Source organism: Microbacterium sp. HD4P20 (assembly GCF_019449275.2).
In the GTDB taxonomy this organism is placed as follows: Bacteria; Actinomycetota; Actinomycetes; order Actinomycetales; family Microbacteriaceae; genus Microbacterium.
Genome location: NZ_JAHZQZ020000014.1, coordinates 324,339 through 348,828, shown reverse-complemented (window position 1 = coordinate 348,828; position 24,490 = coordinate 324,339). Strand labels below are relative to the sequence as shown.

At 68.8% G+C, this 24,490-nt stretch carries 18 protein-coding genes; 8 read left to right on the top strand and 10 right to left on the bottom strand.

Annotated features, from left to right (window positions below):
• The first annotated feature begins 54 nt into the window (after positions 1-54).
• Complete coding sequence (locus K0817_RS09895) at positions 55-2,514, top strand: DNA topoisomerase (ATP-hydrolyzing) subunit A (protein ID WP_219981280.1); 2,460 nt, start codon at positions 55-57, stop codon at positions 2,512-2,514.
• 16 nt (positions 2,515-2,530) lie between these two features.
• Here K0817_RS09895 and K0817_RS09890 read toward each other — a convergent pair whose 3' ends face one another.
• Entirely contained in the window at positions 2,531-4,600 is a 2,070-nt protein-coding gene (locus tag K0817_RS09890) for a type IIA DNA topoisomerase subunit B (RefSeq protein WP_374209541.1), read from the bottom strand.
• Positions 4,601-4,768: 168 nt separating this feature from the next.
• Here K0817_RS09890 and K0817_RS09885 point away from each other — a divergent pair, with 168 nt between their 5' ends.
• Positions 4,769-4,993: a hypothetical protein gene (locus K0817_RS09885; protein ID WP_219981279.1), complete on the top strand. Its 225-nt coding sequence runs from the start codon at positions 4,769-4,771 to the stop codon at positions 4,991-4,993.
• A gap of 6 nt (positions 4,994-4,999) precedes the next feature.
• Here K0817_RS09885 and K0817_RS09880 read toward each other — a convergent pair whose 3' ends face one another.
• Together K0817_RS09880 and K0817_RS09875 are read right to left on the bottom strand one after the other, a co-directional pair.
• Entirely contained in the window at positions 5,000-6,049 is a 1,050-nt protein-coding gene (locus K0817_RS09880) for an alanine racemase (RefSeq protein ID WP_219981278.1), read from the bottom strand.
• The gene (locus tag K0817_RS09875; protein ID WP_253735288.1) at positions 6,046-6,777 is read right to left on the bottom strand and encodes an alanine racemase C-terminal domain-containing protein; all 732 of its coding nucleotides are present in this window, start codon (positions 6,775-6,777) and stop codon (positions 6,046-6,048) included. Before K0817_RS09875 ends, K0817_RS09880 begins: the two co-directional genes overlap by 4 nt.
• Before the next feature lie 44 nt (positions 6,778-6,821).
• Between K0817_RS09875 and K0817_RS09870 the strand changes: the two genes are divergently transcribed.
• On the top strand, positions 6,822-7,844 hold the full coding sequence (locus K0817_RS09870; RefSeq protein WP_219981277.1) for a sugar-transfer associated ATP-grasp domain-containing protein: 1,023 nt from the start codon (positions 6,822-6,824) through the stop codon (positions 7,842-7,844).
• Positions 7,845-7,888: 44 nt separating this feature from the next.
• On the opposite strand, the gene K0817_RS09865 is transcribed toward K0817_RS09870, so the two are convergent.
• The 3 genes from K0817_RS09865 to K0817_RS09855 form a co-directional block, all read right to left on the bottom strand.
• Entirely contained in the window at positions 7,889-8,584 is a 696-nt protein-coding gene (locus K0817_RS09865) for a coenzyme F420-0:L-glutamate ligase (RefSeq protein WP_219981276.1), read from the bottom strand.
• A complete protein-coding gene (locus K0817_RS09860; protein ID WP_219981275.1) occupies positions 8,581-9,951 on the bottom strand; it encodes an RNA polymerase sigma factor in 1,371 nt (456 codons plus the stop codon). The genes K0817_RS09865 and K0817_RS09860 overlap by 4 nt, the downstream gene beginning before the upstream one ends.
• Before the next feature lie 229 nt (positions 9,952-10,180).
• Entirely contained in the window at positions 10,181-11,101 is a 921-nt protein-coding gene (locus tag K0817_RS09855; protein ID WP_219981274.1) for a proteasome assembly chaperone family protein, read from the bottom strand.
• Between the two features lie 85 nt (positions 11,102-11,186).
• Here K0817_RS09855 and K0817_RS09850 point away from each other — a divergent pair, with 85 nt between their 5' ends.
• The 3 genes from K0817_RS09850 to sucB all read left to right on the top strand — a co-directional run bounded on the left by K0817_RS09850 (position 11,187) and on the right by sucB (position 15,875).
• On the top strand, positions 11,187-12,665 hold the full coding sequence (locus K0817_RS09850; RefSeq protein WP_219981273.1) for a leucyl aminopeptidase: 1,479 nt from the start codon (positions 11,187-11,189) through the stop codon (positions 12,663-12,665).
• Positions 12,662-14,035 carry a dihydrolipoyl dehydrogenase gene (lpdA, locus tag K0817_RS09845; protein ID WP_219981272.1) on the top strand — a complete coding sequence of 458 codons (1,374 nt, stop codon included), beginning with the start codon at positions 12,662-12,664 and terminating at the stop codon, positions 14,033-14,035. Before K0817_RS09850 ends, lpdA begins: the two co-directional genes overlap by 4 nt.
• Positions 14,036-14,099: 64 nt before the next feature.
• Positions 14,100-15,875, top strand: coding sequence for a 2-oxoglutarate dehydrogenase, E2 component, dihydrolipoamide succinyltransferase (gene sucB, locus K0817_RS09840; RefSeq protein ID WP_219981271.1), 1,776 nt, complete (start codon positions 14,100-14,102; stop codon positions 15,873-15,875).
• An 18-nt stretch (positions 15,876-15,893) separates the two neighbouring features.
• Here sucB and K0817_RS09835 read toward each other — a convergent pair whose 3' ends face one another.
• Complete coding sequence (locus K0817_RS09835; RefSeq protein WP_219981270.1) at positions 15,894-17,195, bottom strand: hypothetical protein; 1,302 nt, start codon at positions 17,193-17,195, stop codon at positions 15,894-15,896.
• A 124-nt stretch (positions 17,196-17,319) separates the two neighbouring features.
• Here K0817_RS09835 and K0817_RS09830 point away from each other — a divergent pair, with 124 nt between their 5' ends.
• Positions 17,320-18,030, top strand: a complete 711-nt coding sequence (locus K0817_RS09830) for a DUF4191 domain-containing protein (protein WP_219981269.1) — start codon at positions 17,320-17,322, stop codon at positions 18,028-18,030.
• Positions 18,031-18,053: 23 nt separating this feature from the next.
• Here the strand turns inward: K0817_RS09830 and K0817_RS09825 are convergent, their stop codons facing one another.
• On the bottom strand, positions 18,054-18,464 hold the full coding sequence (locus K0817_RS09825; protein ID WP_253735287.1) for an RDD family protein: 411 nt from the start codon (positions 18,462-18,464) through the stop codon (positions 18,054-18,056).
• Positions 18,465-18,598: 134 nt separating this feature from the next.
• Between K0817_RS09825 and glnA (K0817_RS09820) the strand changes: the two genes are divergently transcribed.
• On the top strand, positions 18,599-20,023 hold the full coding sequence (gene glnA / locus K0817_RS09820; protein ID WP_219981267.1) for a type I glutamate--ammonia ligase: 1,425 nt from the start codon (positions 18,599-18,601) through the stop codon (positions 20,021-20,023).
• A gap of 100 nt (positions 20,024-20,123) precedes the next feature.
• On the opposite strand, the gene K0817_RS09815 is transcribed toward glnA (K0817_RS09820), so the two are convergent.
• The gene (locus tag K0817_RS09815; protein ID WP_219981266.1) at positions 20,124-23,126 is read right to left on the bottom strand and encodes a bifunctional [glutamine synthetase] adenylyltransferase/[glutamine synthetase]-adenylyl-L-tyrosine phosphorylase; all 3,003 of its coding nucleotides are present in this window, start codon (positions 23,124-23,126) and stop codon (positions 20,124-20,126) included.
• A gap of 13 nt (positions 23,127-23,139) precedes the next feature.
• Entirely contained in the window at positions 23,140-24,477 is a 1,338-nt protein-coding gene (gene glnA, locus K0817_RS09810) for a type I glutamate--ammonia ligase (protein WP_219981265.1), read from the bottom strand.
• Between the last annotated feature and the right edge of the window lie 13 nt (positions 24,478-24,490).

Sequence of the window (24,490 nt, the reverse complement as noted above, 5' to 3'; positions counted from 1 at the left end):
CACACCGCCTGAAGCCCCCTGCCGCTCCTCCGTCACCCGAGGCCCCATTCGTCTATGCCCGCTTCCCGCACCGAACCCGTCCCCGCCGACCACGGCCGCATCGAGGATGTCGACGTCTCGTCAGAGATGCAGACGTCCTTCCTCGAGTACGCGTACTCCGTCATCTACTCTCGCGCGCTCCCCGACGCGCGCGACGGCCTCAAGCCGGTGCAGCGGCGCATCCTCTTCCAGATGGCCGACATGGGCCTGCGCCCCGACCGAGGACACGTCAAGAGCGCGCGCGTCGTGGGCGAGGTCATGGGAAAGCTGCATCCGCATGGCGACGCGCCGATCTACGATGCGCTCGTCCGCCTCGCGCAGCCGTTCTCGCTGCGGGTGCCTCTGGTCGACGGTCACGGCAACTTCGGGTCGCTCGACGATGGGCCCGCCGCTCCCCGCTACACAGAGGCCCGATTGGCGCCGTCGGCGCTGGCGTTGACGGAGCACCTCGACGAAGACGTCGTCGACTTCATCCCGAACTACGACGGCCAGTTCCAGCAGCCCGAGGTGCTTCCCGCGGCGTTCCCCAACCTGCTCGTCAACGGCACCACCGGGATCGCGGTCGGCATGGCGACCAACATGGCTCCCCACAACCTCATCGAAGTGGTCGGGGCTGCGACTCATCTGCTCGAGAATCCCGACGCGACCGTCGAAGAGCTCATGGAGTTCGTTCCCGGGCCCGACCTTCCCGGCGGCGGGATCATCGTCGGGCTGGACGGCATCAAGGATGCCTATGCCACCGGGCGCGGAAGCTTCCGCACGCGCGCGAAGGTCGCGGTGGAGCCCTTGGGGCCCCGCCGCACCGGGCTCGTGGTGACCGAACTCCCGTATCTCGTGGGCCCCGAGCGGATCATCGAGAAGATCAAAGACGCCGTGACCGCGAAAAAGCTGCAGGGCATCGCCGACGTCACGGACCTCACCGACCGGCACAAGGGTCTGCGCCTGGTCATCGGCATCAAGACGGGATTCGACCCGCAGGCGGTCCTGGACCACTTGTACCGGCTCACGCCGCTCGAGGACTCCTTCAGCATCAACAACGTGGCGCTCGTCGAGGGGCAGCCCCAGACGCTCGGACTCAAGGAGCTGCTGCGCGTCTACCTCGACCATCGGCTGAGCGTCGTCACGCGACGCAGCCGATTCCGCCTTGCGCGACGCAAAGAGCGGCTGCACCTCGTCGAGGGGTTGCTGATCGCGATCCTCGACATCGACGAGGTCATCCAGGTCATCCGTACCTCCGACGACGGCGAGCAGGCGCGCGGACGCCTGATGGACGTCTTCGATCTGTCGGAGCTGCAGGCGGAGTACATCCTCGAGCTGCGGCTGCGCCGGCTCACCAAGTTCTCACGCATCGAACTCGAGGCCGAGCGCGACAAGCTGAAGACCGAGATCGCCGAGCTCGAGACGCTGCTCGCGAGCGACGTGCTCCTGCGCGCGCAGGTCGCCCGCGAACTGGATGCCGCGGCCGAGCAGTTCGGCACCCCGCGTCGGACTCTTCTGCTCAACGGTGGACCGGTCGCGCCGCGCTCTCGCGCCGCCGCCGCGGCCGCCGACCTCCAGATCGCGGACGAACCGTGCCGCGTCTTCCTCTCTGCGACCGGCCGCATGGTGCGTGCGGTGCTGTCGGCGGATGCCGCGAGCAGCGGGATCGTGCCGCCCTCGCGCCGCTCGAAGCATGACGCCGTCCGTTCGTCGGTCGACACGACGACGCGTGGCGATGTGGGGGCGGTGACCAGCGCGGGGCGTCTCATCCGCTTCTCGCCCGTCGACCTGCCCTCGGTGCCCGGCAACTCCGTCCAGCTGGCGGCCGGCACCCGCGCCGACCAGTACCTCGGGCTGTCCGGCGGCGAGCACGTCGTCGCGGTGGTGCCGCTCACCGACACACCGCCCATCGCGGTGGGCACCCAACAGGGCATCGTCAAGCGGGTCTCCGCCACGGAGCTCGGCACCAAGCACGACATCGAGATCATCGCGCTCAGGGACGGCGACCGTGTGGTGGGTGCCGCACCGGCTTCGGACGGCGCCGAGCTGGTCTTCGTCGCAAGCGATGCGCAGCTGTTGCGCTTCGACGCGTCGTCGGTGCGCCCTCAGGGCCGATCAGCCGGCGGCATGGCGGGCATCCGCCTGAGCGACGGCGCGCAGGTGATCGCGTTCGACGTCGTCGGTCCGTCCGACTTCGAGGCTGTGGTCGTCACTGTCGCTGGTTCCACGACCGCCCTGGCGGGGACGGATGCCGGAAGCGCGAAAGTGTCGTCGTTCAGTGAGTTCCCCGCCAAGGGCCGGGCGACCGGCGGCGTGCGGGCTCAGCGCCTGCTGAAGGGCGAGGACGCTCTCACTCTCGCCTGGGTCGGAACCGAACCGCGGGCCGTGGGCACCGACGGTGCGACGCGCGCGCTGCCGCCCGGCGAGGCGAAGCGTGATGCCTCGGGCGTGCCGCTGGACGGCGTCATCGGCGCCGTGGGCACCGGCATCCGCTAGCGAGCGCTCCTCCGCGTCACGCGTCGATGCGGTCCCGCGCCAGGCGGTCGCTGGAGTCGACGATGAACTCCTTGCGCGGTGCGACGTCGTTGCCCATGAGAAGTTCGAAGACGGAGGCGGCGGCCTCAGCATCCTGCATCCGCACGCGCCGCAGTGTGCGGCCGGCACGATCCATCGTGGTGGTCGCGAGCTGGTCGGCGTCCATCTCCCCCAGACCCTTGTAGCGCTGGACCGGTTCCTGCCAGCGCTTGCCGGCCTTGCTGAGCTTGGTGAGCAGAGTGTGCAGCTCCTGCTCGGAGTAGGTGTAGATCGTCTCGTTCGGCTTGGTTCCGGGGTTCATCACCACCACGCGGTGCAGTGGCGGGACCGCCGCGTAGACGCGCCCGTCGTCGATCAGGGGGCGCATGTAGCGGAAGAACAGCGTGAGCAGCAGCGTCCGGATGTGCGCGCCGTCCACGTCGGCGTCGCTCATCAGGATGATCTTGCCGTAGCGCGCGGTGTCGAGATCGAACGAACGCCCTGAGCCCGCGCCGATCACCTGGATGATCGCGGCGCACTCGGCATTCGAGAGCATGTCGCTGACAGAAGCCTTCTGCACGTTGAGGATCTTGCCGCGGATGGGCAGGAGGGCCTGATACTCGCTGTTGCGCGCGAGCTTCGCCGTGCCGAGCGCAGAATCACCCTCGACGATGAACAGTTCGGACTCGCCCACATCGGTGGCGCGGCAGTCGGCGAGCTTGGCGGGAAGCGACGAGGACTCGAGCGCGTTCTTGCGTCGCTGTGTCTCCTTGTGCGTACGCGCCGAGATGCGCGCTTTCATCTCGGAGACGACCTTGTCCAGCAGCAGCGACGTCTGGGCCTTGTCGTCGCGCTTGGCGGAGGTGAAGCGTGCCGTCAGCTCACGGGTGACCACGTTGGTCACGATCTGGCGGACGGCCGGCGTGCCGAGCACCTCCTTCGTCTGCCCTTCGAACTGGGGCTCGGGCAGACGCACCGTGAGGACGGCGGTGAGTCCGGCGAGGATGTCGTCCTTCTCAAGCTTGTCGCTTCCGACCTTCAGGCGCCGGGCGTTCTGCTCCACCTGCGTGCGCAGCACCTTCATCAGCGCCTGCTCGAAGCCGGTCTGGTGCGTGCCGCCCTTGGGCGTGGCGATGATGTTCACGAACGATCGCGTCGCGGTCTCGTAGCCGGTGCCCCAGCGCACCGCGACATCCACGTGGCACTCGCGTTCGATCTCGGTGGGGACCATCGCGCCCGTCGGCTGCAGCACCGGCACGGTCTCGGTGAAGGTGCCGGTGCCGGTCAGTCGCCAGGTGTCGGTGATGGCGCTGTCGGGTGCGAGGAATTCTGCGAACTCCGAGATGCCTCCGTCGTAGCGATAGCTCGTCTCGACGGGTTCTTCGCCGCGCTCGTCGCTGATGACGATCTCAAGTCCCGGAACCAGGAACGCGGTCTGACGAGCCCGCTGCTCGAGTTCCTGGACGTTGAACGCGGCGTCCTTGGTGAAGATCTGCGGGTCTGCCCAATACCGGATGCGGGTGCCGGTGACGCCGCGGGCGGCCTTGCCGACCACGCGCAACTCGGAACTCTTCTCGAAGGGTGTGAAGACCGAACTGGGGCTGCCGTTGGCGAAGACTCCGGGCTCGCCCCTATGGAACGACATCCCCCACGTCTTGCCGCCTCGATCGACTTCGACATCCAGTCGCTCCGACAGCGCGTTCACGACGGAGGCGCCCACGCCGTGGAGCCCGCCGGATGCCGCGTACGAGCCGCCGCCGAACTTGCCGCCCGCGTGGAGCTTCGTGAAAACGACCTCGACGCCCGAGAGCCCGGTGCGTGGCTCGATGTCCACCGGGATGCCCCGGGCACGGTCGCGCACCTCGACGCTGCCGTCGGAGTGGAGCACTACATCGATGCGTGTGCCGTGACCCCCCAATGCCTCGTCGACGGCATTGTCGATGATCTCCCACAGGCAGTGCATGAGGCCGCGAGAGTCCGTCGAGCCGATGTACATGCCCGGGCGCTTGCGGACCGCCTCGAGCCCTTCAAGCACCTGGAGATGATGGGCAGAGTACTCGGCGGTCACAATCTCTCATCGTAATCGCGGGCGACGACGGGACCGCGGCGACACGCGTCCGCGGCCCCGCGCGTACGCGCTCAGCGAAATGTGGAGGCTTCCGGGCATTCTCCGAACCTGGACGTGGTTGTATTTCATGACCGCGACGGAGTTCTACGCATACGAGGAGGCACCGAGATGACCACGCTATCGACTACCCAAGAGCAGACCGCCGTCCTCGAATACCGTCTCACCGCGGTGGATCGCTGCGATTCGTGCGGCGCTCAGGCCTACATCGCCGCCGAGGTCAACGGCAGTGAGCTGCTGTTCTGCGCGCACCACGGGCGCAAGTACGAAGAGAAGCTCCGCTCGATCGCCACGTCGTGGCACGACGAGACGGCCCGCCTGACCGAGACCGTCTGATCCGGCTCAGTCCCCGTCGTAGTGGCGGGGGACGAGCGGAGAGATCCTGACGGCGATCTCCTCCCCGATGGTGCCGATCAGTTCGGCCAGATCGGTCGTGGCCTGCTCTCCTCGCCGGCCCGGACCGAAGAACGTCACGATGTCAGTAGCGGTCGCGCCCGGCCAGCCGGCGACCACAGACTCGCGGTCGCCGATGGACCGCAGCGAGCGAGCCCCGGCCGGCGTACCCACGAATGCGCGGCCTTGCAACGACGACGGCAACCCGTCCAGCGCGCCGAGCCCGACGCGTACCTCGTCTCGTGTCACCTGGACCACATCGGCTTCGAGCCGTGCGACCGGGACCAGCCCGAGCTCTTCTGCGGGAGGTCCCCCGGCGGAGCGGATGCCGTAGCAGAACGCCCCCACACGGACCAGGTCGTAGCGGAACTCCGGACGCGCGAAGGACGCCGCACTCGCCGCGAGATGGCGCAGGACGGGGCGAAGCCCGGCCGCCGACGCCTGGCCGAGCGCCGTTTCGAACAGGACGCGCGCCTGGTCGTCCTCGGCGTCGGATGCCTCGGCGATGTGGCTCCAGACGCCCACCACCTCGATCACGCCCTCGGCTTCGAGTTCGGCGGCCCGCCCGACGAACGTCGGCCAGTTCTCCGGGCGTACGCCGTTGCGGTGCAGGCCCGTATCGATCTTCAGATGAACGAGCGCCGTCACGCCGCGCTCGCGTGCGGCATCCGCCAGCTCTTCGAGCAGTTCGGCGTCACCGACGCCCAGGTCGAGCCGACCGGCGAGGGCGGCATCGAGGTCGGCCCGCGACGCCGCGATCCAGGCGAAGATCCTGGCGTCATCGCCCGCAGCCGCGCGTACAGCCGTGCCGGTGCGCACGTCGAACGCCCCGAACCAGCGGACGCCCGACGCCGCGGCGCGACGCACGACGGGCTCCAGCCCATGCCCGTACGCGTCGTCCTTCACCACGAGCATGAGTTCGGCGGGGCCCACCGTCGCTCGTACACGGGTGATGTTCGCCGCGAGCGCCGCGAGGTCGACGTGAAGCCGTGCGGTCATGGCGCCTCCCGGCGGATCGCCCGCAAACCCACGGTGGTGATCAGTTCCGCTGGACGCAGGCCCGTCCCCCGCACCCAACCCGCAAGCGATGGCTCTTCCCGTGCGGGGTCGCCGAGGAAGAGGACATCGTCGGCGCGCCGGGCAGCGGCATCCTGAATCTCCACGACGCACACATCCATCGCGACACGCCCGACGATCGGATGGCGCTCCCCCGCGATCGCGACGTCCGCCGTGCCGCCGAGGGCGCGCACGATCCCCTGCGCGTACCCGCCGGTGACGAGCGCGACCCGGGTGTCGACAGGTGCGCGGTACGCGAAGCCGTACGACACCCCTTCACCGGCACGCAGGTCCTTCACCGACAGCACGGTACCGGTCAGCCGCAGGGCCGGTCTCGTGGCCTCGGAGCCACCCGGCAGCCCGAAGAGCGTCTCGGGCGAGAGTGTGGCACCGCGCTCCGCGACGGGCGGCGGGGAGTCGCGAGCGGCAGAAGATCGCCGATGCTCTTCAGCCGGGACGAAACCCTCGGAGGCGAGCACCTCGCTCACCAGACCTGCGCCGTGCCCCCATGCATCCGCTTCGACGATCGAGGGCGAGAAGAGACGCAGGCCATCGCCCCAGGCCAAGCGCGCGTTCGCGGACAGCGCCGAGCGTGAGATCCATGCCACGGGCGAGCTGCAAGCAACTGCCCTGTCCGCCCACACGTCGCGGCCAGGGTCGGGGGAACTCACGCCTTTAGACTATCCGGGTCCCCCGTTCCCGACCCGGAGTACGCATGCCCTCTCACGGCCTCGGCCTCGCGCCCCGCCTTCGCTATCTCGCCGGCCGAGCCCGCCGCATCGACGTCGGGTCGGTGTTCGCCCGCGCCAAAGAGAGCGCTCGCGATCACGGGCGGTGGACGCCCGTCGTGCTGGCCGACATGCTGTGGTCGGCGGGCTTCCGCCAGGTGGGTTTCCAGGACTACGTCGACTACGACTTCGCGATCCTCAGCCGCGCCGAGCGCGAGACCTACATGACGCACCCGGTGTCGAACCAGCTGTCGCAGAAGTACGACCACCCTGATTTCCGCCACGTCTTCCAGGACAAGGTGGAGTTCGACGGTATCTTCAGCGACTTCCTCCGCCGCGATTGGATGGTCGTCGAACGGGGCAATGCCGACGCCGTGCGCGCGTTCGTCGAAGGCCACGGCACCGTGGTCACCAAGGAGCCGGTCGGCCAAGCCGGAACCGGGGTGCACCGGTATCGGGCCGAAGAGGTCGAGGACTGGGATGTGTTCCATCGCGGCCTGCTCGAACGTGGAGAGCTGCTGCTCGAAGAGGTGATCCGGCAGCACGAGGACATCGCCGCCGTCTGTCCGGGAACGGTCAACACCACGCGCGTGACGGCGTTCTTCGACGGAAAGCAGACGCACATTCTGGCGATGGCTCAGAAGTTCGGCCGTGGCGCCGTGAGCGATCAGATGTCGTTCGGCGGCTTCTACACGATGCTCGACGACGACGGGAAAGCCGTCGGGCCCGGCTATGACTCACACGGGCATGTACACGAGCGGCATCCCGACAGCGGCTTCGTCATCGCAGACTTCCGGCTGCCGATGATCGACGAAGTCCGTGCCTTCGTCGACGAGGTCGCGCGTGTCGTGCCGCAGGTGCAGTACGTCGGGTGGGACATCGTGGTCACTCCCGAGGGACCCGTGCTCGTGGAGGGCAACTGGGGGGCCGGCGTCTACGAGAACAAGCCGAGCGTCACCGGCATCCGTACCGGGCACAAGCCGCGCTATCGCGCCGCGATCGGCTTCTGACGTCAGAGGGCAGAGCACTGCGGGCCAGCCCTCCGACAGAAGCGTCAGACCGCGCGGACGACGCCCAGCGGCGTCGACTCATGGCCCTGACCGAGCGGGTTGTCCTTGAGGATCGCGACCAGGCGCTTCTCCCCCGCCTTGTCGAGCGTCGAGCCGAGAATGTTGCCGCCGAGGTCGTTGATGTCGACCACGGCGACCTCGGGAACGCCACCCAGCAGCGACTTCAGATGCCGGGCGACCTCGCGCGGACGCTCCGGACCCAGGACGACAGCCTTGTTGTACGGCGGAATCGTGCCGCTGGTCGGGCCGTCGATCGCGCGGGCCTTGTCGCCGGCGATGCGATAGAAGTCGCCCTTGCGTCCGAACGCCTTCGTGACGGCCGACACAGCAGCCGCGAACAGGATGCGGATGGTGCCGCATTCCCGCAGCGCCATCTCCATCGTCTCGGGCATGCCCAGACCGATTCCATACGGCGTGCGGGTGACGTACTTCGAAAGGAACAGCGCGAGCCGGCGGGGCTCGATGTCGTCGACCAGGTACGAGCGGCCCTGGGTGATCGCGACGATCTTCTCGGTGACGAAGAGGAGGTCGTCGGGTCTCACGATCTCTTCGGCGTACTCGCGGACGAATGCATCGAGGTCGTCACCCGGCATCACGACCCGCGTGCGGATCGGGATGCGGGCGTAGGACGAGCCCTCGATCGAGACGGTGAGCGCCTTGCCGGCGTTCGCCTCACTCACTCGAGGTAGTCCCGCAGCGACTGCGATCGCGACGGGTGGCGGAGCTTGGCCATCGTCTTCGACTCGATCTGGCGGATGCGCTCACGGGTCACCCCGAACGTGTCGCCGATCTGGTCGAGAGTCTTCGGCTGTCCGTCGCCGAGCCCGAAGCGCATGCGGATGACGCCTGCCTCACGCTCCGAGAGCGAGTCCAGGAGCGACTCGAGCTGACGCTGCAGCATCGTGAAGCCCACCGCATCGGCGGGAACCACGGCCTCGGTGTCTTCGATGAGGTCGCCGAACTCGCTGTCGCCATCCTCACCGAGCGGCGTGTGCAGCGAGATCGGCTCGCGGCCGTACTTCTGCACCTCGATGACCTTCTCGGGAGTCATGTCCAGCTCGCGGCTGAGCTCCTCGGGAGTGGGCTCGCGCCCGAGGTCCTGCAGCATCTGCCGCTGCACGCGGGCCAGCTTGTTGATGACCTCGACCATGTGCACGGGGATACGGATGGTGCGGGCCTGGTCGGCCATCGCGCGCGTGATCGCCTGGCGGATCCACCACGTCGCGTACGTCGAGAACTTGAAGCCCTTGGTGTAGTCGAACTTCTCGACGGCGCGGATGAGGCCGAGGTTGCCCTCCTGGATCAGGTCCAGGAACTGCATGCCGCGCCCGGTGTACCGCTTGGCGAGCGACACCACGAGGCGCAGGTTGGCGCCCAGAAGGTGGCTCTTCGCGCGCTGGCCGTCTCGGGCGACCCACTGCAGATCCAGGCCCAGCTGCGACGACTTCTCGGCCGTCGACATGTGCGAGAGCTTCTCCTCGGCGAACAGGCCCGCCTCGATACGCATCGCGAGCTCGACCTCTTCGGCCGCGTTCAGCAGCGGGACCTTTCCGATCTGCTTCAGGTAGTCCTTGACAGGATCGGCGGTGGCACCGGTGATCTGTGTCGAGTAGACGGGAACGTCGTCCTCGTCGCTCGAGGAGATGACGATCGCTCCGGTGGGAAGAGGCTCGGTGAACGCCGGCTTGGTGCTCTCCTCGTCCTCCTCGTCGTCGTCGGTCGCACCGGCGGCATCGCCGGCGGCCTTCGCCTCACCCTTCGCCGGCTGCTCGGAGTCGTCTGCGGAGACCTCGGCCACATCGTCGGCCGACTCGAGCTCGACGTCCTCGTCGATCACCTCGACGTCATCCTCGAACTCGTCGTCGGTCTTCGTGGCGCGCGCGGAAGCGGTCTTGGTCGCCTTGCCCTTGGCAGCGGCCTTCTTGGCAGGCGCCTTCTTGGCAGGCGTCTTGGCGGGAGCCTTCGCCGCGGTGGGCGTCGTCGTCTCCTCCTCCGCCTCGGTGTCCTTCGCGGCCGCGCGGGCCTTGGTGTTCGTGCCTGGAGTCACGTTTCGCCTTTCACCGGTGGGCGTTCGCCTCACGCCCCGGTCGATTTCGGACACTAGTAAGACCCTTGTCAAGTCCACGTTTCGATGAGAAGCCTCACCGAGACGGTTGACAACGGGTCAGGGCATCCAGTATCTCATACTTGCCGTGCGCCGCCAGCATCACCCCTGCCAGCTCGCGCACCTCTATCTCTTCGAGGTGCAACGCCCTGGCCCGCCGGGGCATTCCGAATCAGCTGCCGCGCTTGTCGTCGTCGCCCGGACGCGTCGCGAGGAATCGCTCGAGCTCAGCGGCCAGTTCGTCGGCGCTGGGCAGATCTCCCATGTGGACCATGGGCGTCGCCAGTGTCGAGCCGGCCATGTACGCGTCGTACCGCTCTTCCAGGCCCTGCACCATTCGCGCGAGCTCTTCGCTGCCCTCGATCTGCTCGCTCACCTTCGTGAGGTAATCCCGGTTCTCATCGCGCAGCTCGTCGCCGGCGAACACGAGCCCGGTCGCGACCGTGAGGCTGTCCAAGGCCGCCAGCGCGGCGGCGGGATACTCGGTGTCGCCGAGGTAGTGCGGGATCAGCAGGACGAACCCTGCGATCCGAACCCCGGCCGCCGAGAGACGGTACTCCAGAAGGTGTCCCGCCGTCGCCGGCACCTGCGTGTGCGGCTGCCAGACCGAGTGCGCCTCGGTCAGCTCGGCGCGCGTGCCGCTGACCGTGGTCCCGATCGGACGCGTGTGCGGCACCGGCATCGGAATCGCATGGACCCACGTCACGGTCGATACGCCGAACGCCTCGACGAAGTCGAGGACGGCCTGGGCGAAGGCATCCCACCCGAAGTCCGGCTCGTACCCCGCCAGCAGCAGGAACGGCTGGCCGAGCGCGTCGTGCGCGAACGACAGCTCGAGCCGCTGCGGACGGTAGTCCGTCAGGTGGTCCTTCTCGAACGAGACCAGCGGGCGCCGCGCGCGGTAATCCAGCAGCGCATCGTTGGAGAACACCACGAGCGGCGTCGGCGACAGTTCGTCTCGGAAATAGTCGATCACGCGGCTGACGGCGCTGCCCGCGTCGGTGAATCCGGTGAGGGCGATGACCAAGGGCAGCCCGCGCGGGACGGGCGGCGCAGATGCCGAACGCTCGAAAAGCGGACCGGGAAAGGGCATGCGTCCATGGTACGAGCAGCGCGCGGGAGCCGGGTCGCGACAGTGGCGCTCAGAGCGAACACGTCGCGTCCCTAGGATGGACGTCATGTCGTTTCCCGACCTCGAGTACCGCACTGTCCCGATCCGAGAGACCGACGCCGACGCGCTCGTGCTGGGGCTTCCCCCGCTCGAGGGTGACGAGGCCCCGGATCTCGCCGACTGGCCCGGGCTTCGAGAGGCGCTCCTGGCAGTGGGATTCACCGGCGCAGTGGGGGCCCTGGTCCGCGTCCACGCCCCGGAGACGACCACTCGTCCTCTCGCGGTCGTGGGGACCGGCACCGCACCGGATGCCGCGGCCCTGCGCGACGCGATCGGCGCGGCGATCCGGATCCTGACCGGCTTCGCGACGGTCGCTGTCGCCACGCCGTTCGCCGACGCCGCGCTGTGGACGGCGACGGCCGAAGGCGCTGCGCTCGGGGGCTATCGCTTCGACGGTTACAAGACCGACCCGCCGAAGGCCCGCGCCTCGCGCGTCATCGTGCATGGCACGGCCCCCGCCGACGACCGCGCCCTCGCCATCGTGATCGAGACGGCCTCCGCGGTCGCATTGGTGAAGGACCTCGTCTCGACGCCCGCTGAATGGCTCGGCCCCGCAGACTTCGCCGAGCGCGCCGCCGAATCCGTCGAGAACCTCGCGGTGACGATCGAAGTGCTCGACGAGGTCGCGCTGCGGGCACAGGGCTACGGCGGCATCCTGGGTGTCGGGCAGGGGTCTGACCGACCGCCTCGCCTCGTGCGGCTCGAATACGCCCCGAGCGACGCACGCCGTCACATCGCGCTCGTCGGCAAGGGCATCACCTTCGACACCGGCGGCCTCTCGTTGAAGCCGGCCGCTTCGATGGTGGGTATGAAGTACGACATGTGCGGGGCGGCGACGGTACTGGCCGTGCTGCGCGGTGTCGCCGCCATCGGTGCGCCCGTGAAGCTGACCGCGTGGCTGTGCATCGCCGACAACATGCCGTCGGGTCGCGCCACTCGCCCGGGCGACGTGCTGCGCATGCTCGACGGCACAACGGTCGAAGTGCTGAACACCGATGCCGAAGGACGACTCGTGCTCGCCGATGGACTGGTCGCCGCGAGCCGCGAGAAGCCCGACCTCCTCATCGATGTCGCGACCCTCACCGGCGCCATCACCATCGCTCTCGGAACGCGCCACGCCGGCGTCATGGGCGACGACGAGGCGGTCGCCGAGTACCTCGCGGCCGCTGCGGAGGCGAGCGAGCCTGCCTGGCAGCTGCCGCTGCCGCTACACATGGTCGACGAGCTCGACTCGCCGATCGCCGATCTGCAGAACGCCAAGATCGGCGATCCCGCCGGCGGGTCGCTGTTCGCCGGCCTGTTCCTGCAGCATTTCGTCGGACGCGTCGGAGAAGATGCCGACTCCCCGCGCATCCCGTGGGTGCATCTGGACATCGCCGGAGTGGGCATGAACAAGGGCGGCGCTTACGGCCACGTCGACAAGGGACCGACGGCTGCCACCGTGCGCAGCCTCATCCGCCTGGCCCTTGCAGAGGAGACCCGATGACCGATCACAGCTTCGACCTGGTGATCCTGGGCGGCGGAAGCGGTGGGTACGCCGCCGCGCTGCGCGCCGCGGAACTGGGAAAGTCCGTCGCCCTCGTCGAGAAGGACAAGGTGGGGGGCACCTGCCTGCATCGCGGATGCATCCCGACGAAGGCTCTGCTGCATGCGGCGGAAGTCGCCGATACGGCACGGGATGCCTCGGCCATCGGCATCCGTGCGTCGTTCGACGGCATCGACCCGGCCGGCGTCCGCGCCTACCGTGAGGGCATCGTCGCCAAGAAGTTCAAGGGGCTGGAAGGCCTTGTCAAGGCGCGCGGGATCACGGTCGTGCACGGCGAGGGCCGGCTCGAGGGCGGACCGTCGGTGCGGGTAGGCGACGATGTCTACCGCGCCGCCGACGTCATCCTGGCCACGGGGTCCTACAGCCGCACGCTGCCCGGACTGGAGATCGGCGGAAGGATCCTGACGAGCGAGCAGGCGCTCGAGCTCGACGAAGTCCCCGGTCGCGTCGTCATCCTCGGTGGCGGGGTCATCGGCGTGGAGTTCGCCAGCGTCTGGCGCTCCTTCGGCGCCGAGGTGACGATCGTCGAAGCGCTTGACCACCTGGTACCCAACGAGGACATCGCGCTGAGCAAAGGGCTGGAGCGGGCGTTCCGGCGCCGCGGCATCGCCTCGTCGCTGGGCGTGCGCTTCCAGTCCGCCGCGCAGACCGCCGACGCCGTCACCGTGACCCTCGAGGGCGGGCAGTCGTTCGAGGCGGACTATCTCCTCGTCGCGGTCGGACGGGGGCCGGTGACGACAGGCCTCGGCTACGAGGAGGCGGGCGTCGGCCTCGACCGCGGCTTCGTCGTCACCGACGATCGTCTGCGCACCGCGGTGGATCACGTCTGGGCAGTCGGTGACATCGTTCCGGGGCTGCAGCTGGCGCATCGCGGCTTCCAGCAGGGGATCTTCGTCGCCGAGGAGATCGCCGGGCTGTCGCCCGCCGTCGTGCCCGACGCGCAGATCCCGAAGGTGACGTACAGCCACCCGGAAGTCGCGTCCGTCGGTCTCACCGAAGCTCAAGCAGCCGAGACCCACGGGTCTGAAGGGATTGTGGCGTACGAGTACAACCTGGCCGGCAACGGCAAAAGCGAGATCCTGGGCACGAGCGGCCTCGTCAAGGTCGTCCGCGCCAAGGCGGGTCCGGTGCTGGGGGTCCACCTGATCGGCGACCGGGTCGGCGAGCTCATCACCGAGGGCCAGCTCGCCGTCGGCTGGGAGGCGCACCCCGAAGACATCGCGCCGCTGATCCACGCGCACCCGACGCAGAGCGAGGCCCTCGGCGAGGCGTTCCTCGTGCTCGCGGGCAAACCGCTGCACGCCCTGTGACGCCCAGGGGCGCCCCCGCCATCACTAAGCTAGATCCGATATCCATTCCGAAGGAGACATCGTCATGAGCACTTCCGTGGTCCTCCCCGCTCTCGGTGAGAGCGTCACAGAGGGAACGGTCACCCGCTGGCTCAAGAAGGTCGGCGACACGGTCCAGGCGGACGAGGGCCTGCTCGAGATCTCCACGGACAAGGTCGACACGGAGATCCCGTCGCCCGTCAGCGGTGTGATCGAGGAGATCCTGGTCCAAGAGGACGAGACCGTCGAGGTCGGCGCCGTGCTGGCCAAGATCGGGGACGGCTCCGGTGCGCAGGCAGCGCCCGAGACGCCCGCCGCCGAATCCGCCGAGCCCGACCCTGCGCCGGCTCCCGCCGCCGAGCAGCCCGCTGCGCCCGCCGACGAGGCTCCCGCGCCCGCCGACGAGGCTCCCGCGCCCGCAGCCGAAGCGCCCGCGCCCGCCGCCGAAGCGCCCGCGCCCGCCGCCGACGGCAAGGACGTCGTCCTGCCCGAACTAGGCGAGAGCGTGACCGAGGGAACCGTGACCCGCTGGCTCAAGAAGGTCGGCGACGATGTTGCGGTCGACGAGCCGCTGCTCGAGATATCGACCGACAAGGTCGACACCGAGATCCCCTCGCCGTTCGCCGGGGTGCTCCAGGAGATCCTCGTCCAGGAAGACGAGACCATCGCGGTCGGATCGCCGCTCGCCCGTATCGGCGAGGCGGGCGCAGCGCCGGACGAGGAACCGGCTCCCGCGAAGGCCGAGGCTCCTGCTGAGCCCGCCCCCGCGCCCGAGGCCGCAGCAGAGCCTGAAGCGCAGGCCGCGCCGGCTGCCGAGGCAGCGCCCGCGCCCACCAAGGAAGCCGCACCGGCCGCCCAGACCACGCCTGCTCCCGCAGCACCGGCTGCCTCGGCGCCGTCGCTCGGGTCGAGCGAAGACTCCGACGGCGTGGCGTACGTGACCCCGCTCGTGCGTCGCCTCGCTCAGCAGCAGGGTGTCGACCTCGCCACCGTCAAGGGCACCGGGGTCGGCGGGCGCATCCGCAAGGAGGACGTGCTCAAGGCCGCGGAGGCGGCATCCGCCCCCGCTCCCGCCGCGGCATCCGCTCCCGCGCTCGAGGTCTCGGAACTGCGCGGCACCACTCAGCCGATGTCGCGCCTGCGCAAGGTCATCGCCGAGCGAGCCGTGGCCTCGATGCAGGCGACCGCGCAGCTCACGACGGTCGTCGAGGTGGACGTGACGAAGCTGGCGGCCTACCGGGATGCCGTCAAGGCCGATTTCCAGGCCAAGACGGGCGACAAGCTGTCGTTCCTTCCGTTCTTCGCGGTCGCGGCGGTCGAAGCGCTGCAGGCGTTCCCGATCATCAACGCGACCGTCGACGGCAACGACATCGTCTACCCGGCCAGCGAGAACATCTCGATCGCGGTCGACACCGAGCGCGGCCTGCTCACGCCGGTCGTGAAGGATGCCGCCGGCAAGAACCTCGCGCAGTTCGCTCGTGAGATCGCCGACCTCGCCGCCCGCACGCGCGACAACAAGCTGAAGCCCGATGAGCTGGCCGGCGGCACCTTCACGCTGACCAACACGGGCTCCCGCGGGGCGCTCTTCGACACTCCGATCGTGTTCCTGCCGCAGTCGGCGATCTTGGGACTCGGCGCCGTCGTCAAGAAGCCCGGCGTCGTCGTGGTGGACGGCAAGGACGCGATCTCGGTGCGCTCCTACGTGTACCTGGCGCTCTCGTACGACCACCGCATCATCGACGGCGCGGACGCCGCCCGCTTCCTCGGCGCTGTCAAGGCGCGACTCGAGGCCGCCGACTTCCAGGCTCAGCTCGGCATCTGATCCGCTCCGGCGGTCCGACTACGGCTGCTGCGCGACGTCATGCACGTCGCGCAGCAGCCATTCCTCGTCTTGGCGCACGAGCACGGCGAGCTGCGCCGGCAGTGATTCGTCCGCTGCGTCGACACGGAGCACCGCGACGTCTCCGAAATCGTCCAGGAGCGTCACCACGCGCTCGGAGGCGGCGAGGTCGATGGCCCCGCTTCCGAGCGGCGTCGACGGGTCGGACAGGACCCGCGCGAGGCACGTCTCGTCGTCACCGCACGCGAGGCGCTCCGTCAGCAGTGCGGCTCCCACGGCGGCCAGATCCTGCGCGGGCGCCTCGGTCGTGGCGTCAGGTGCAGTCTCAGGGACGGATTCCTCCGTCGCCGCTCCCGCACCGGCCGGACCGGTTGGGGCCGGCTCCACTGCGGGCGCCGTCGGCGCGGCTTCCCCCTCGGTGATCTCGCCACCTGCGGCGGGCCAGAGAGCGCCACCGGCGAGCACGGCAGCGGCCACCGCACCGCCGACGACCCATGGCGCGCGCCGTGGTCGTTCACGGGCACGTGCGCGCCGCCAGATGCCGGTCGTCACGCGCGACAGGGTGTCTGCGAAGTCGGCGTCCACGTGGCCGACGAGCGTCTGCCACGTGCTGCGCGGCGGTTCCGCGGCCACGGCCGCGGCGGTGTCCCGCGATGTCGGTGCCGCATCGACGGCGCTGCGTGGACTCAGCGTCACGGTCGTCAGCGGCTCAGGCGCTGCGGCGGCGAACAGCGCGTCCTCGGCGTCGAGCAGTTCGCGCGCCGAGACACGCTGAGCACTGATCGCGCGGAGGGCGAGGTCCCAGACGCGTTCGAGGCGCGCGTCGACGACGACGGACCGGAGCGCCTCGGCGGCGGCGTCCAACGCGCGCCGGGACGAGAGCTCGGAGGCGAGCACCGGTCGCCCGGTGTCATCGAGCCACCACTCCCCGGCGATCTCGGGGGTCGCGGCCAGTTCCGCGCACCCCCGCAGCACGCTGACGGCGAGGGTGACCGCTTCGCCGGCGCCGACCGGCATCCGGATCGCGCGGCGTCGAAGGAACGCCTCGAGCGGCTCGGTGCACACGGGAAGCAACACGTCGTGTCCGTCGATCCTGCGGACGATGTCCAGCGGTGTCAGGATGTGACCCCCGGCCGCGGCATCCCATCCGCTCCAAGCGCTGCCGAGCACGGCGGCGTCGACGAGCACCCCGGTCTCGCCCGATGCTGCGCGCACGAGCCGGCCCGGCCACGGCCCGTCCTCGGGCGCACGCACGGCCCGCACGATCCGATAGTGGGCGCTCAAGGGTCCTTCGGCAGTCACAGCGCCAGTCTCGACGTTCCGCCGGGTGCCGTCGGGCTCATCTTCCGAAGCTGTGGGCGAACAGACGCTGATTGCCACCTGGGGAGGAGCCGAGGCGAGCCTGCGCAAAAGGTAGGCTGTCGGCATGGCCGCCCGCAGTACGACGCCCGAGAAACGCCCCGGCTTCTTCTCGCAGATCCGCACCCTCTTCACCTTCACGCAGAAGGAGTTCCGCTGGCTTCCGTTCCTGCTGGCCGGCGTCCTGTTGCTCGGCATCGCCGTCGGCGTGGGGATCGGCTTCGCCATCCCGCCGGTTGCGCCCTGGAGCGTGGTGCTGTGGGGCATCACGGGACTCATGCTCGGCGTCCTCGGTTCGCTCATGACCATGACGCGCATGTCGACTCGGGCGATGTACAAGAAGATCGACGGGATGCCGGGAGCGACCGGTCACGTGCTGTCCACCTCTCTCGGCCGCCGCTGGCAGGCCAGTGAGATGCCGGTCGGCATCAACCCCAAGACCCAAGAGGCGGTCTACCGCGCTGTCGGACGCGGCGGTGTCGTCATCATCGGCGAAGGCGCTCGCGGGCGTCTCACCAGGCTCGTGAACGATGAGCGCGCAAAGGTTCAGCGCGTGGCCTCGGGAGTGCCGGTCACGGTGCTGTACGTCGGGCACGGCGCCGACGAGGTGCCGATCGCCAAGCTGGCATCGACGATCAAGGCGCTCCCCAAGAAGATCGATCGTGCGACGATGGCCGCCGTCATCAAGCGCATCGAGTCCGTTTCGCAGTCGTTGACCTCACTGCCGATTCCCAAGGGCGTCGACCCGACGAAGGTGCGCGCACCCCGTCCCCGCTGACACTCGGGGGCCTCGGGGGGCCGTCACGACCGTACGAGCACCGTTCCGGCGACCTTGTCGTGAAGACCGCGCTGATCGGCATCCCAGATCACCGCGGGGATGACCACGATGAGCAGTGCCGTGCGCACGACCGGCCGCCATAGGCCGACCCAGCCTCCCCCACCCTGATCGGCGCCACCCACGCGCAGCAGGCGCAGTCCGAACAGTCGATGTCCGGGACTGCCCTGCAGCGTGGGCAGGAAGACGATCTGGATCGCGGCGAACAGGGCCAGGATCACCAGCGGATCCCATCCGAAGAATCCGGAGATGAGATACGCCGCGCCGTAGTCGATGAAAAGGGCGCCGATCCGCCGACCCGGCCGGCCGATCGAGCCGGCGCCTTCTCGAGGAAGGCCGAGCCGCTCCCCGGGATAGTCCTGCACGCTCTGTGTCACGACACCAGCGTATCCAGGCGCCTGTAACATGCCGGAAACATTGGTGACACTGCGGGGCAATCCCCTGACGGTACGTTGCCAGCAAGTCCGCGCCTCGCGCGGGCGGTCCCGAATGCCCTACCTCTGGAGTCTTAATGTTCAAAGATTCATCCGAGGTGCTGAAGTTCATCAAGGACGAGGACGTGAAGTTCCTCGACATCCGGTTCACGGACCTTCCTGGCGTGCAGCAGCACTTCAACATTCCGGCAGCCACCGTCGACGAGGAGTTCTTCACCGTCGGCCAGCTGTTCGACGGCTCCTCCATCCGGGGCTTCGCGAACATCCACGAATCGGACATGCAGCTGATTCCCGATGTGTCGACCGCATACCTCGACCCGTTCCGGGAGGCGAAGACCCTCATCATGGTCTTCGACATCTACAACCCGCGCACCGGCGAGATCTACGGCAAGGATCCGCGTCAGGTCGCCAAGAAGGCCGAGAAGTACCTCGCCTCGACCGGTATCGCCGACACGGCGTTCTTCGCCCCCGAAGCGGAGTTCTACATCTTCGACGACGTCCGCTACGAGGTGAAGCAAAACCAGAGCTTCTACTTCGTGGACTCCGATGAGGGAGCGTGGAACAGCGGTCGTGTCGAAGAGGGCGGCAACCTGGCCAACAAGACCCCGTACAAGGGTGGCTACTTCCCGGTCTCGCCCGTCGACAAGCACGCCGACATGCGCGATGACATTTCGCTGAAGCTCATCGAGTCGGGCCTGCAGCTCGAGCGCGCGCACCACGAGGTGGGCACCGGCGGCCAGGCCGAGATCAACTACCGCTTCGACACGATGGTGCACGCGGCCGACGACATCCTGAAGTTCAAGTACATCGTCAAGAACACCGCCCTCGAGTGGGGCAAGGTCGCGACGTTCATGCCGAAGCCGCTCTTCGGCGACAACGGCTCGGGCATGCACACCCACCAGTCGCTGTGGCTCGAGGGTAAGCCGCTGTTCTTCGACGAGAAGGGCTACGCGCAGCTTTCCGACACGGCGCGCTGGTACATCGGCGGCCTGCTCGCGCACGCGCCGGCGGTGCTCGCGTTCACCAACCCGACGCTCAATTCCTACAAGCGGCTGGTCAAGGGCTACGAGGCACCGGTCAACCTGGTGTACTCGGCCGGCAACCGGTCCGCGGCCGTCCGGATCCCCATCACGGGCTCCAACCCCAAGGCCAAGCGCATCGAGTTCCGTGCGCCGGACGCCTCGGGCAACCCGTACCTGGCCTTCGCCGCGCAGCTGATGGCCGGCATCGACGGCATCATCAACCGGATCGAGCCGCACGAGCCCGTCGACAAGGACCTCTACGAGCTCCCGCCCGAGGAGGCCAAGAACATCCCGCAGGTGCCGAACTCGCTGCTGGACTCGCTCGAAGCGCTGCGCGCCGACCACGAGTTCCTCACGCGCGGCAACGTGTTCACCCCCGAGCTGATCGAGACCTGGATCGAGTACAAGATCGAGAACGAGATCCAGCCGCTCAACGCCCGTCCTCACCCGTTCGAGTACGAGCTGTACTTCAGCGTCTGAGTTCGTTTCGCAGTACGAGGGCTCCGGAGACCGGAGCCCTCGTGCTTTGCCGCCGGCGACCCGGCACGCCGTGGCCGCGCGAAGTGCGGCGTGTCCGAGATCAGCCGTAGAAGAGCTTCTCGAACACCCGACGTGCCCGCCGGGTCGTGCCGAGGTAGTCCTCTTCGACCTGTGTCGCTGATCTGGCCGGGTATTCCAGGAGGCGCCCGATGCCGTCGAGCTTGTTGCGGTCCACCGGCAGGACGTCGCTGGTCTGCCCTGACAGCAGGGTGTTGGCCGAGCGCAGGCGGCTGGCCAGCCGCCACGCCTCGGCGAGCCGATCGGCGGCGCTGGAGGCGATCAGCCCCGCATCCTGAGCGGCCTCGAGCGCGCCGAGCGTGGCCGTCGTGCGCATCGCCGGCACAGCATGGGCGTGCTGCAGCTGCAGCAGCTGAACGAGCCACTCGACATCGCTGAGCGAGCCTGGCCCGAGCTTGAGATGCCGCGTCGGATCGACGCCCTGCGGCAGTCGCTCGCTTTCAACGCGTGCCTTGATGCGCTTGATCTCACGCACCGCCGCGGCATCGATCCGCGTCGGGTACCTCACCTGATCGGCCATGCGAGTGAATGCGTCGATCAGCTTCACACTGCCCGCAACCCCCCGGGCACGCAGCAGCGCCTGGGCCTCCCACGGGACTGCCCAGCGACGGTAGTACTCCTCGTACGCCTCGAGCGAGCGCGCGATCGGCCCGTTGCGGCCTTCCGGCCGCAGATCGGCGTCGAGCTCGAGCGGTACGCGCTGGTCCTCGGAGTAGCTGCGCAGCGCCGAGACCAGCTTGACCGCGAGATCTTGCGCCCGCTGTGGTTCCACTGCGTTCGCGCGATAGACGTACATGACGTCGGCGTCGGAGCCGAACCCGAGTTCAGCGCCCCCGAAGCGACCCATCGCGATGACGGAGAAGTCGAGATCGGCGTCGGCGGGAGGAACGATCTCGCGGCGGACCGCCCGCAGCGTGGCCTGGATCGTGACATCCGTGATGGTCGTCAGCGCCGCGGCGAGTTCGCCGATGGTGATGGTGCCGAGGATCGCCCCCATCGCGACTCGAAGCTGCTCGCGGCGCCGAAGGGCGCGCACGGCTCGCATCGCGTCGTCGATCGTGTCGTGCCGCGCCTGGATGGCGCGCGCCTCCTCCTGCAGAGCGACGCCGGACCGGGGCCTCAGCAGGGCGGCATCGTCGAGCCAGGCCGCCGATTCCGGGATCCACTCCATAAGCTCGCCGACGTAGCGGGAGCCCGACAGCACGCGCGAGAGGCTCTCGGCCGCGCCGGACGAGTCGCGCAGCATGCGAAGGAACCAATGCGTGTCACCCAGCTTCTCGCTCAGGCGACGGAACGCCAGGAGCCCGTAGTCGGGATCGACGCCGTCTGCGAACCACCGGATCATCACGGGCATGAGGTGGCGCTGGATCGTGGCCTTCCGGCTGAGCCCGCCGGTGAGCGCCGCGATGTGGCGGAGCGCCCCCGCCGGATCCGTGAAACCGATGGCGGCGAGTCGATCGTGGGCCTGTGCGGTGGACAGGGCCCGTTCGTCGGCGGGAAGGGCGGCGACCGCCGAGAGCAGTGGCCGGTAGAAAAGCCGGACGTGGATGTCACGCACCTCGCGCTTGACCGCCTCCCACAGCTTCCAGACGTCCTCGCCGGTTTCTGCGAGTGACGAGGAGCGGGCCAGGACGCGCAGCTCCTCGGGCCGGGAAGGCATCAAGTGGGTGCGGCGCAGGTGCCGCAGCTGCGCACGATGCTCGAGCAGCCTCAGCACACGGTAGTCACGGGAGAACGCGGATGCCTCGGCGCGGCCGATGTAACCCTCTACGACGAGCGCGTCCAGTGCCGCCAGCGTGCCTCGCTGTCGGATGCCCTCGTCGCTCAGCCCGTGCACGAGCTGCAGCAGCTGCACGGTGAACTCGATGTCGCGGATGCCGCCTGGCCCGAGCTTGATCTGGTACGCCACCTCCTGCGCCGGAATGTGCTCGGTGACGCGCTCGCGCATGCGCTGGACGCTGTCGACGAAGTTCTCTCGGGCAGCGCTGGTCCACACCTTGGGCTGCACGGCATCGATGTACGCACCGCCCAGCGCTTCGTCGCCGGCGATCGGGCGAGCTTTCAGGAGCGCCTGGAACTCCCAGCTCTTGGCCCACCGTTCGTAGTACGCCGCGTGCGAGTCGAGCGTGCGCACGAGGGCGCCCTGCTTGCCCTCGGGCCGGAGGTTCGCGTCGACCTCCCACAGCGGTGGCTCCAGCTCGACCCCCGAAATGCCCCGCATGGTCTGCACCGCGAGCCGCGTGGCGATGTCGACGATCCGGCTCTCCCCCAACTCGTGCGTCGTGTCGTCGTCGGCCCCGGCGACGAAGATGACATCGACGTCGCTGACGTAGTTGAGTTCGCGGGCGCCGGCCTTGCCCATCCCGATGATCGCGAGCCCCGTACGGGCCACCTGGTCGCGGGGAAAGAGGCTCACTCCGGCGACACCGCCCGAGACCCGCGTGCGCGCCACCGCGAGGGATGCCTCCAGCGCCGCACCGGCGGCGTCGGCCAGTCGCGCCGAGACGGCCGCGATCTCGTCCACCGGCGAAGCGCTGAGCAGATCGAACGCGGCGATGCGGGCCAGAACGCGGCGGTAGCGCACGCGTAGCGCGACCCACGCCGACTCGCTGCCGTCGGCGGCGAAGCCATCCACTGCTCCGATGGATTCGAGCAGCGTCGTGCGCATCTCATGCTCGGACGGGAGGCTCACCCCGGCGTACTGAAGCTCGGCGAGCTCTTCGGGGTGGCGGAAGAAGAAGTCGCCGAATCCCGACGACGCGCCCAGCAGCGCCCACAGGGCGCGCCATCCCCGCGGCTGATCGCGGAGCGCCCTCACGGCCTGCGCATCGCGTCTTGCCAGCCGCGTGAGCGCGCTGAGGGCCTCGTCCGGATCGGCGGCGAAGGTCGCCCCTTCCAGGGCCGCGTCACGGGGTACGCGCGCCTCGTCGGCGAGCTCGCGCAGGAAGTCGTCGGCGTCGCCCAGGCGGCTGAAGCCGAGTTTCGCGAGGGGAGTCAGCGCTCCCGGTCGTTCGCTCGCGGACATGCGTCGGCCGGCGTCAGAGCATCTCGAGGTTGCTCTTGAGCTCGAAGGGCGTCACCTGGGAGCGATACTCCTGCCACTCGCGTCGCTTGTTCAGCAGCACGTAGTTGAAGACCTGCTCGCCGAGCGTTTCGGCCACCAGTTCCGACTCCTCCATGTACTCCAGCGCGTGGTCGAGGCTCGCCGGCAGCGGTGCGTAGCCCAGAGCCCGGCGCTCGGCATCCGTCAACGACCACACGTTGTCCTCGGCCTCGGCCGGAAGCTCGTACTCGTTCTCGATGCCCTTGAGACCTGCCGCGAGCATGAGCGCGAACGACAGATAGGGGTTGGCGGCGGAGTCGAGCGCTCGGTACTCGACGCGGGACGACTGGCCCTTGTTCGGCTTGTACAGCGGAACGCGCACGAGCGCCGAGCGGTTGTTGTGACCCCAGCAGATGAAGCTCGGTGCCTCGTCGCCACCCCACACCCGCTTGTACGAGTTCACGAACTGGTTCGTCACGGCCGAGATCTCGTTGGCGTGCCGCAGCAGGCCGGCGATGAACTGACGGCCCACCTTCGAGAGCTGGTACTGCGCACCCTCCTGGTAGAAGGCGTTGACGTCGCCCTCGAAGAGCGACATGTGCGTGTGCATGCCGCTGCCGGGCTTGCCTGTGAGGGGCTTGGGCATGAAGGTCGCATACACGCCCTGCTCGATCGCCACCTCCTTCACGACGGTGCGGAACGTCATGATGTTGTCGGCCGTCGCCAGCGCATCGGCGTACCGCAGATCGATCTCGTTCTGCCCCGGTCCGCCCTCGTGGTGGCTGAACTCGACCGAGATGCCGAGATCCTCGAGCATCCGGACCGACCGCCGGCGGAAGTCGTGCGCGGTGCCGCCCGGAACGTTGTCGAAGTAGCCGGCGGAATCGACGGGCTCGGGCCCCTCAGCGCCGAACGTCGAGGACTTCAGCAGGTAGAACTCGATCTCGGGGTGAGTGTAGAAGGTGAAGCCGGCGTCGGCCGCTTTAGCGAGCGTGCGCTTGAGCACGTGTCGCGGATCGGCCACCGCGGGCTGTCCGTCCGGCGTCGTGATGTCGCAGAACATGCGCGCGGTCGGGTCGATCTCTCCCCGCCAGGGGAGGATCTGGAACGTCGTCGGATCGGGATGGGCGAGCAAGTCCGACTCGTACGAGCGGGTCAGCCCTTCGATCGCCGAGCCGTCGAAGCCGAGGCCCTCGCCGAAGGCTCCCTCGACCTCCGCAGGGGCGATCGCCACCGACTTGAGCGTGCCGATGACGTCCGTGAACCACAGGCGGACGAACTTCACGCCCCGCTCCTCGATCGTCCTCAGAACGAAGTCACGCTGCTTGTCCATCGCATCCTCTCCG

What these genes read in the sequence shown, in the direction of transcription:
- K0817_RS09895 (WP_219981280.1), top strand. Translation starts at nt 55, where the DNA reads ATGCCCGCTTCCCGCACCGAACCCGTCCCCGCCGACCACGGCCGCATC.
- K0817_RS09885 (WP_219981279.1), top strand. Translation starts at nt 4,769, where the DNA reads ATGACCACGCTATCGACTACCCAAGAGCAGACCGCCGTCCTCGAATAC.
- K0817_RS09880 (WP_219981278.1), bottom strand. Translation starts at nt 6,049, where the DNA reads ATGACCGCACGGCTTCACGTCGACCTCGCGGCGCTCGCGGCGAACATC.
- K0817_RS09870 (WP_219981277.1), top strand. Translation starts at nt 6,822, where the DNA reads ATGCCCTCTCACGGCCTCGGCCTCGCGCCCCGCCTTCGCTATCTCGCC.
- K0817_RS09855 (WP_219981274.1), bottom strand. Translation starts at nt 11,101, where the DNA reads ATGCCCTTTCCCGGTCCGCTTTTCGAGCGTTCGGCATCTGCGCCGCCC.
- K0817_RS09850 (WP_219981273.1), top strand. Translation starts at nt 11,187, where the DNA reads ATGTCGTTTCCCGACCTCGAGTACCGCACTGTCCCGATCCGAGAGACC.
- lpdA (WP_219981272.1), top strand. Translation starts at nt 12,662, where the DNA reads ATGACCGATCACAGCTTCGACCTGGTGATCCTGGGCGGCGGAAGCGGT.
- sucB (WP_219981271.1), top strand. Translation starts at nt 14,100, where the DNA reads ATGAGCACTTCCGTGGTCCTCCCCGCTCTCGGTGAGAGCGTCACAGAG.
- K0817_RS09830 (WP_219981269.1), top strand. Translation starts at nt 17,320, where the DNA reads ATGGCCGCCCGCAGTACGACGCCCGAGAAACGCCCCGGCTTCTTCTCG.
- glnA (WP_219981267.1), top strand. Translation starts at nt 18,599, where the DNA reads ATGTTCAAAGATTCATCCGAGGTGCTGAAGTTCATCAAGGACGAGGAC.
- K0817_RS09815 (WP_219981266.1), bottom strand. Translation starts at nt 23,126, where the DNA reads ATGTCCGCGAGCGAACGACCGGGAGCGCTGACTCCCCTCGCGAAACTC.
- glnA (WP_219981265.1), bottom strand. Translation starts at nt 24,477, where the DNA reads ATGGACAAGCAGCGTGACTTCGTTCTGAGGACGATCGAGGAGCGGGGC.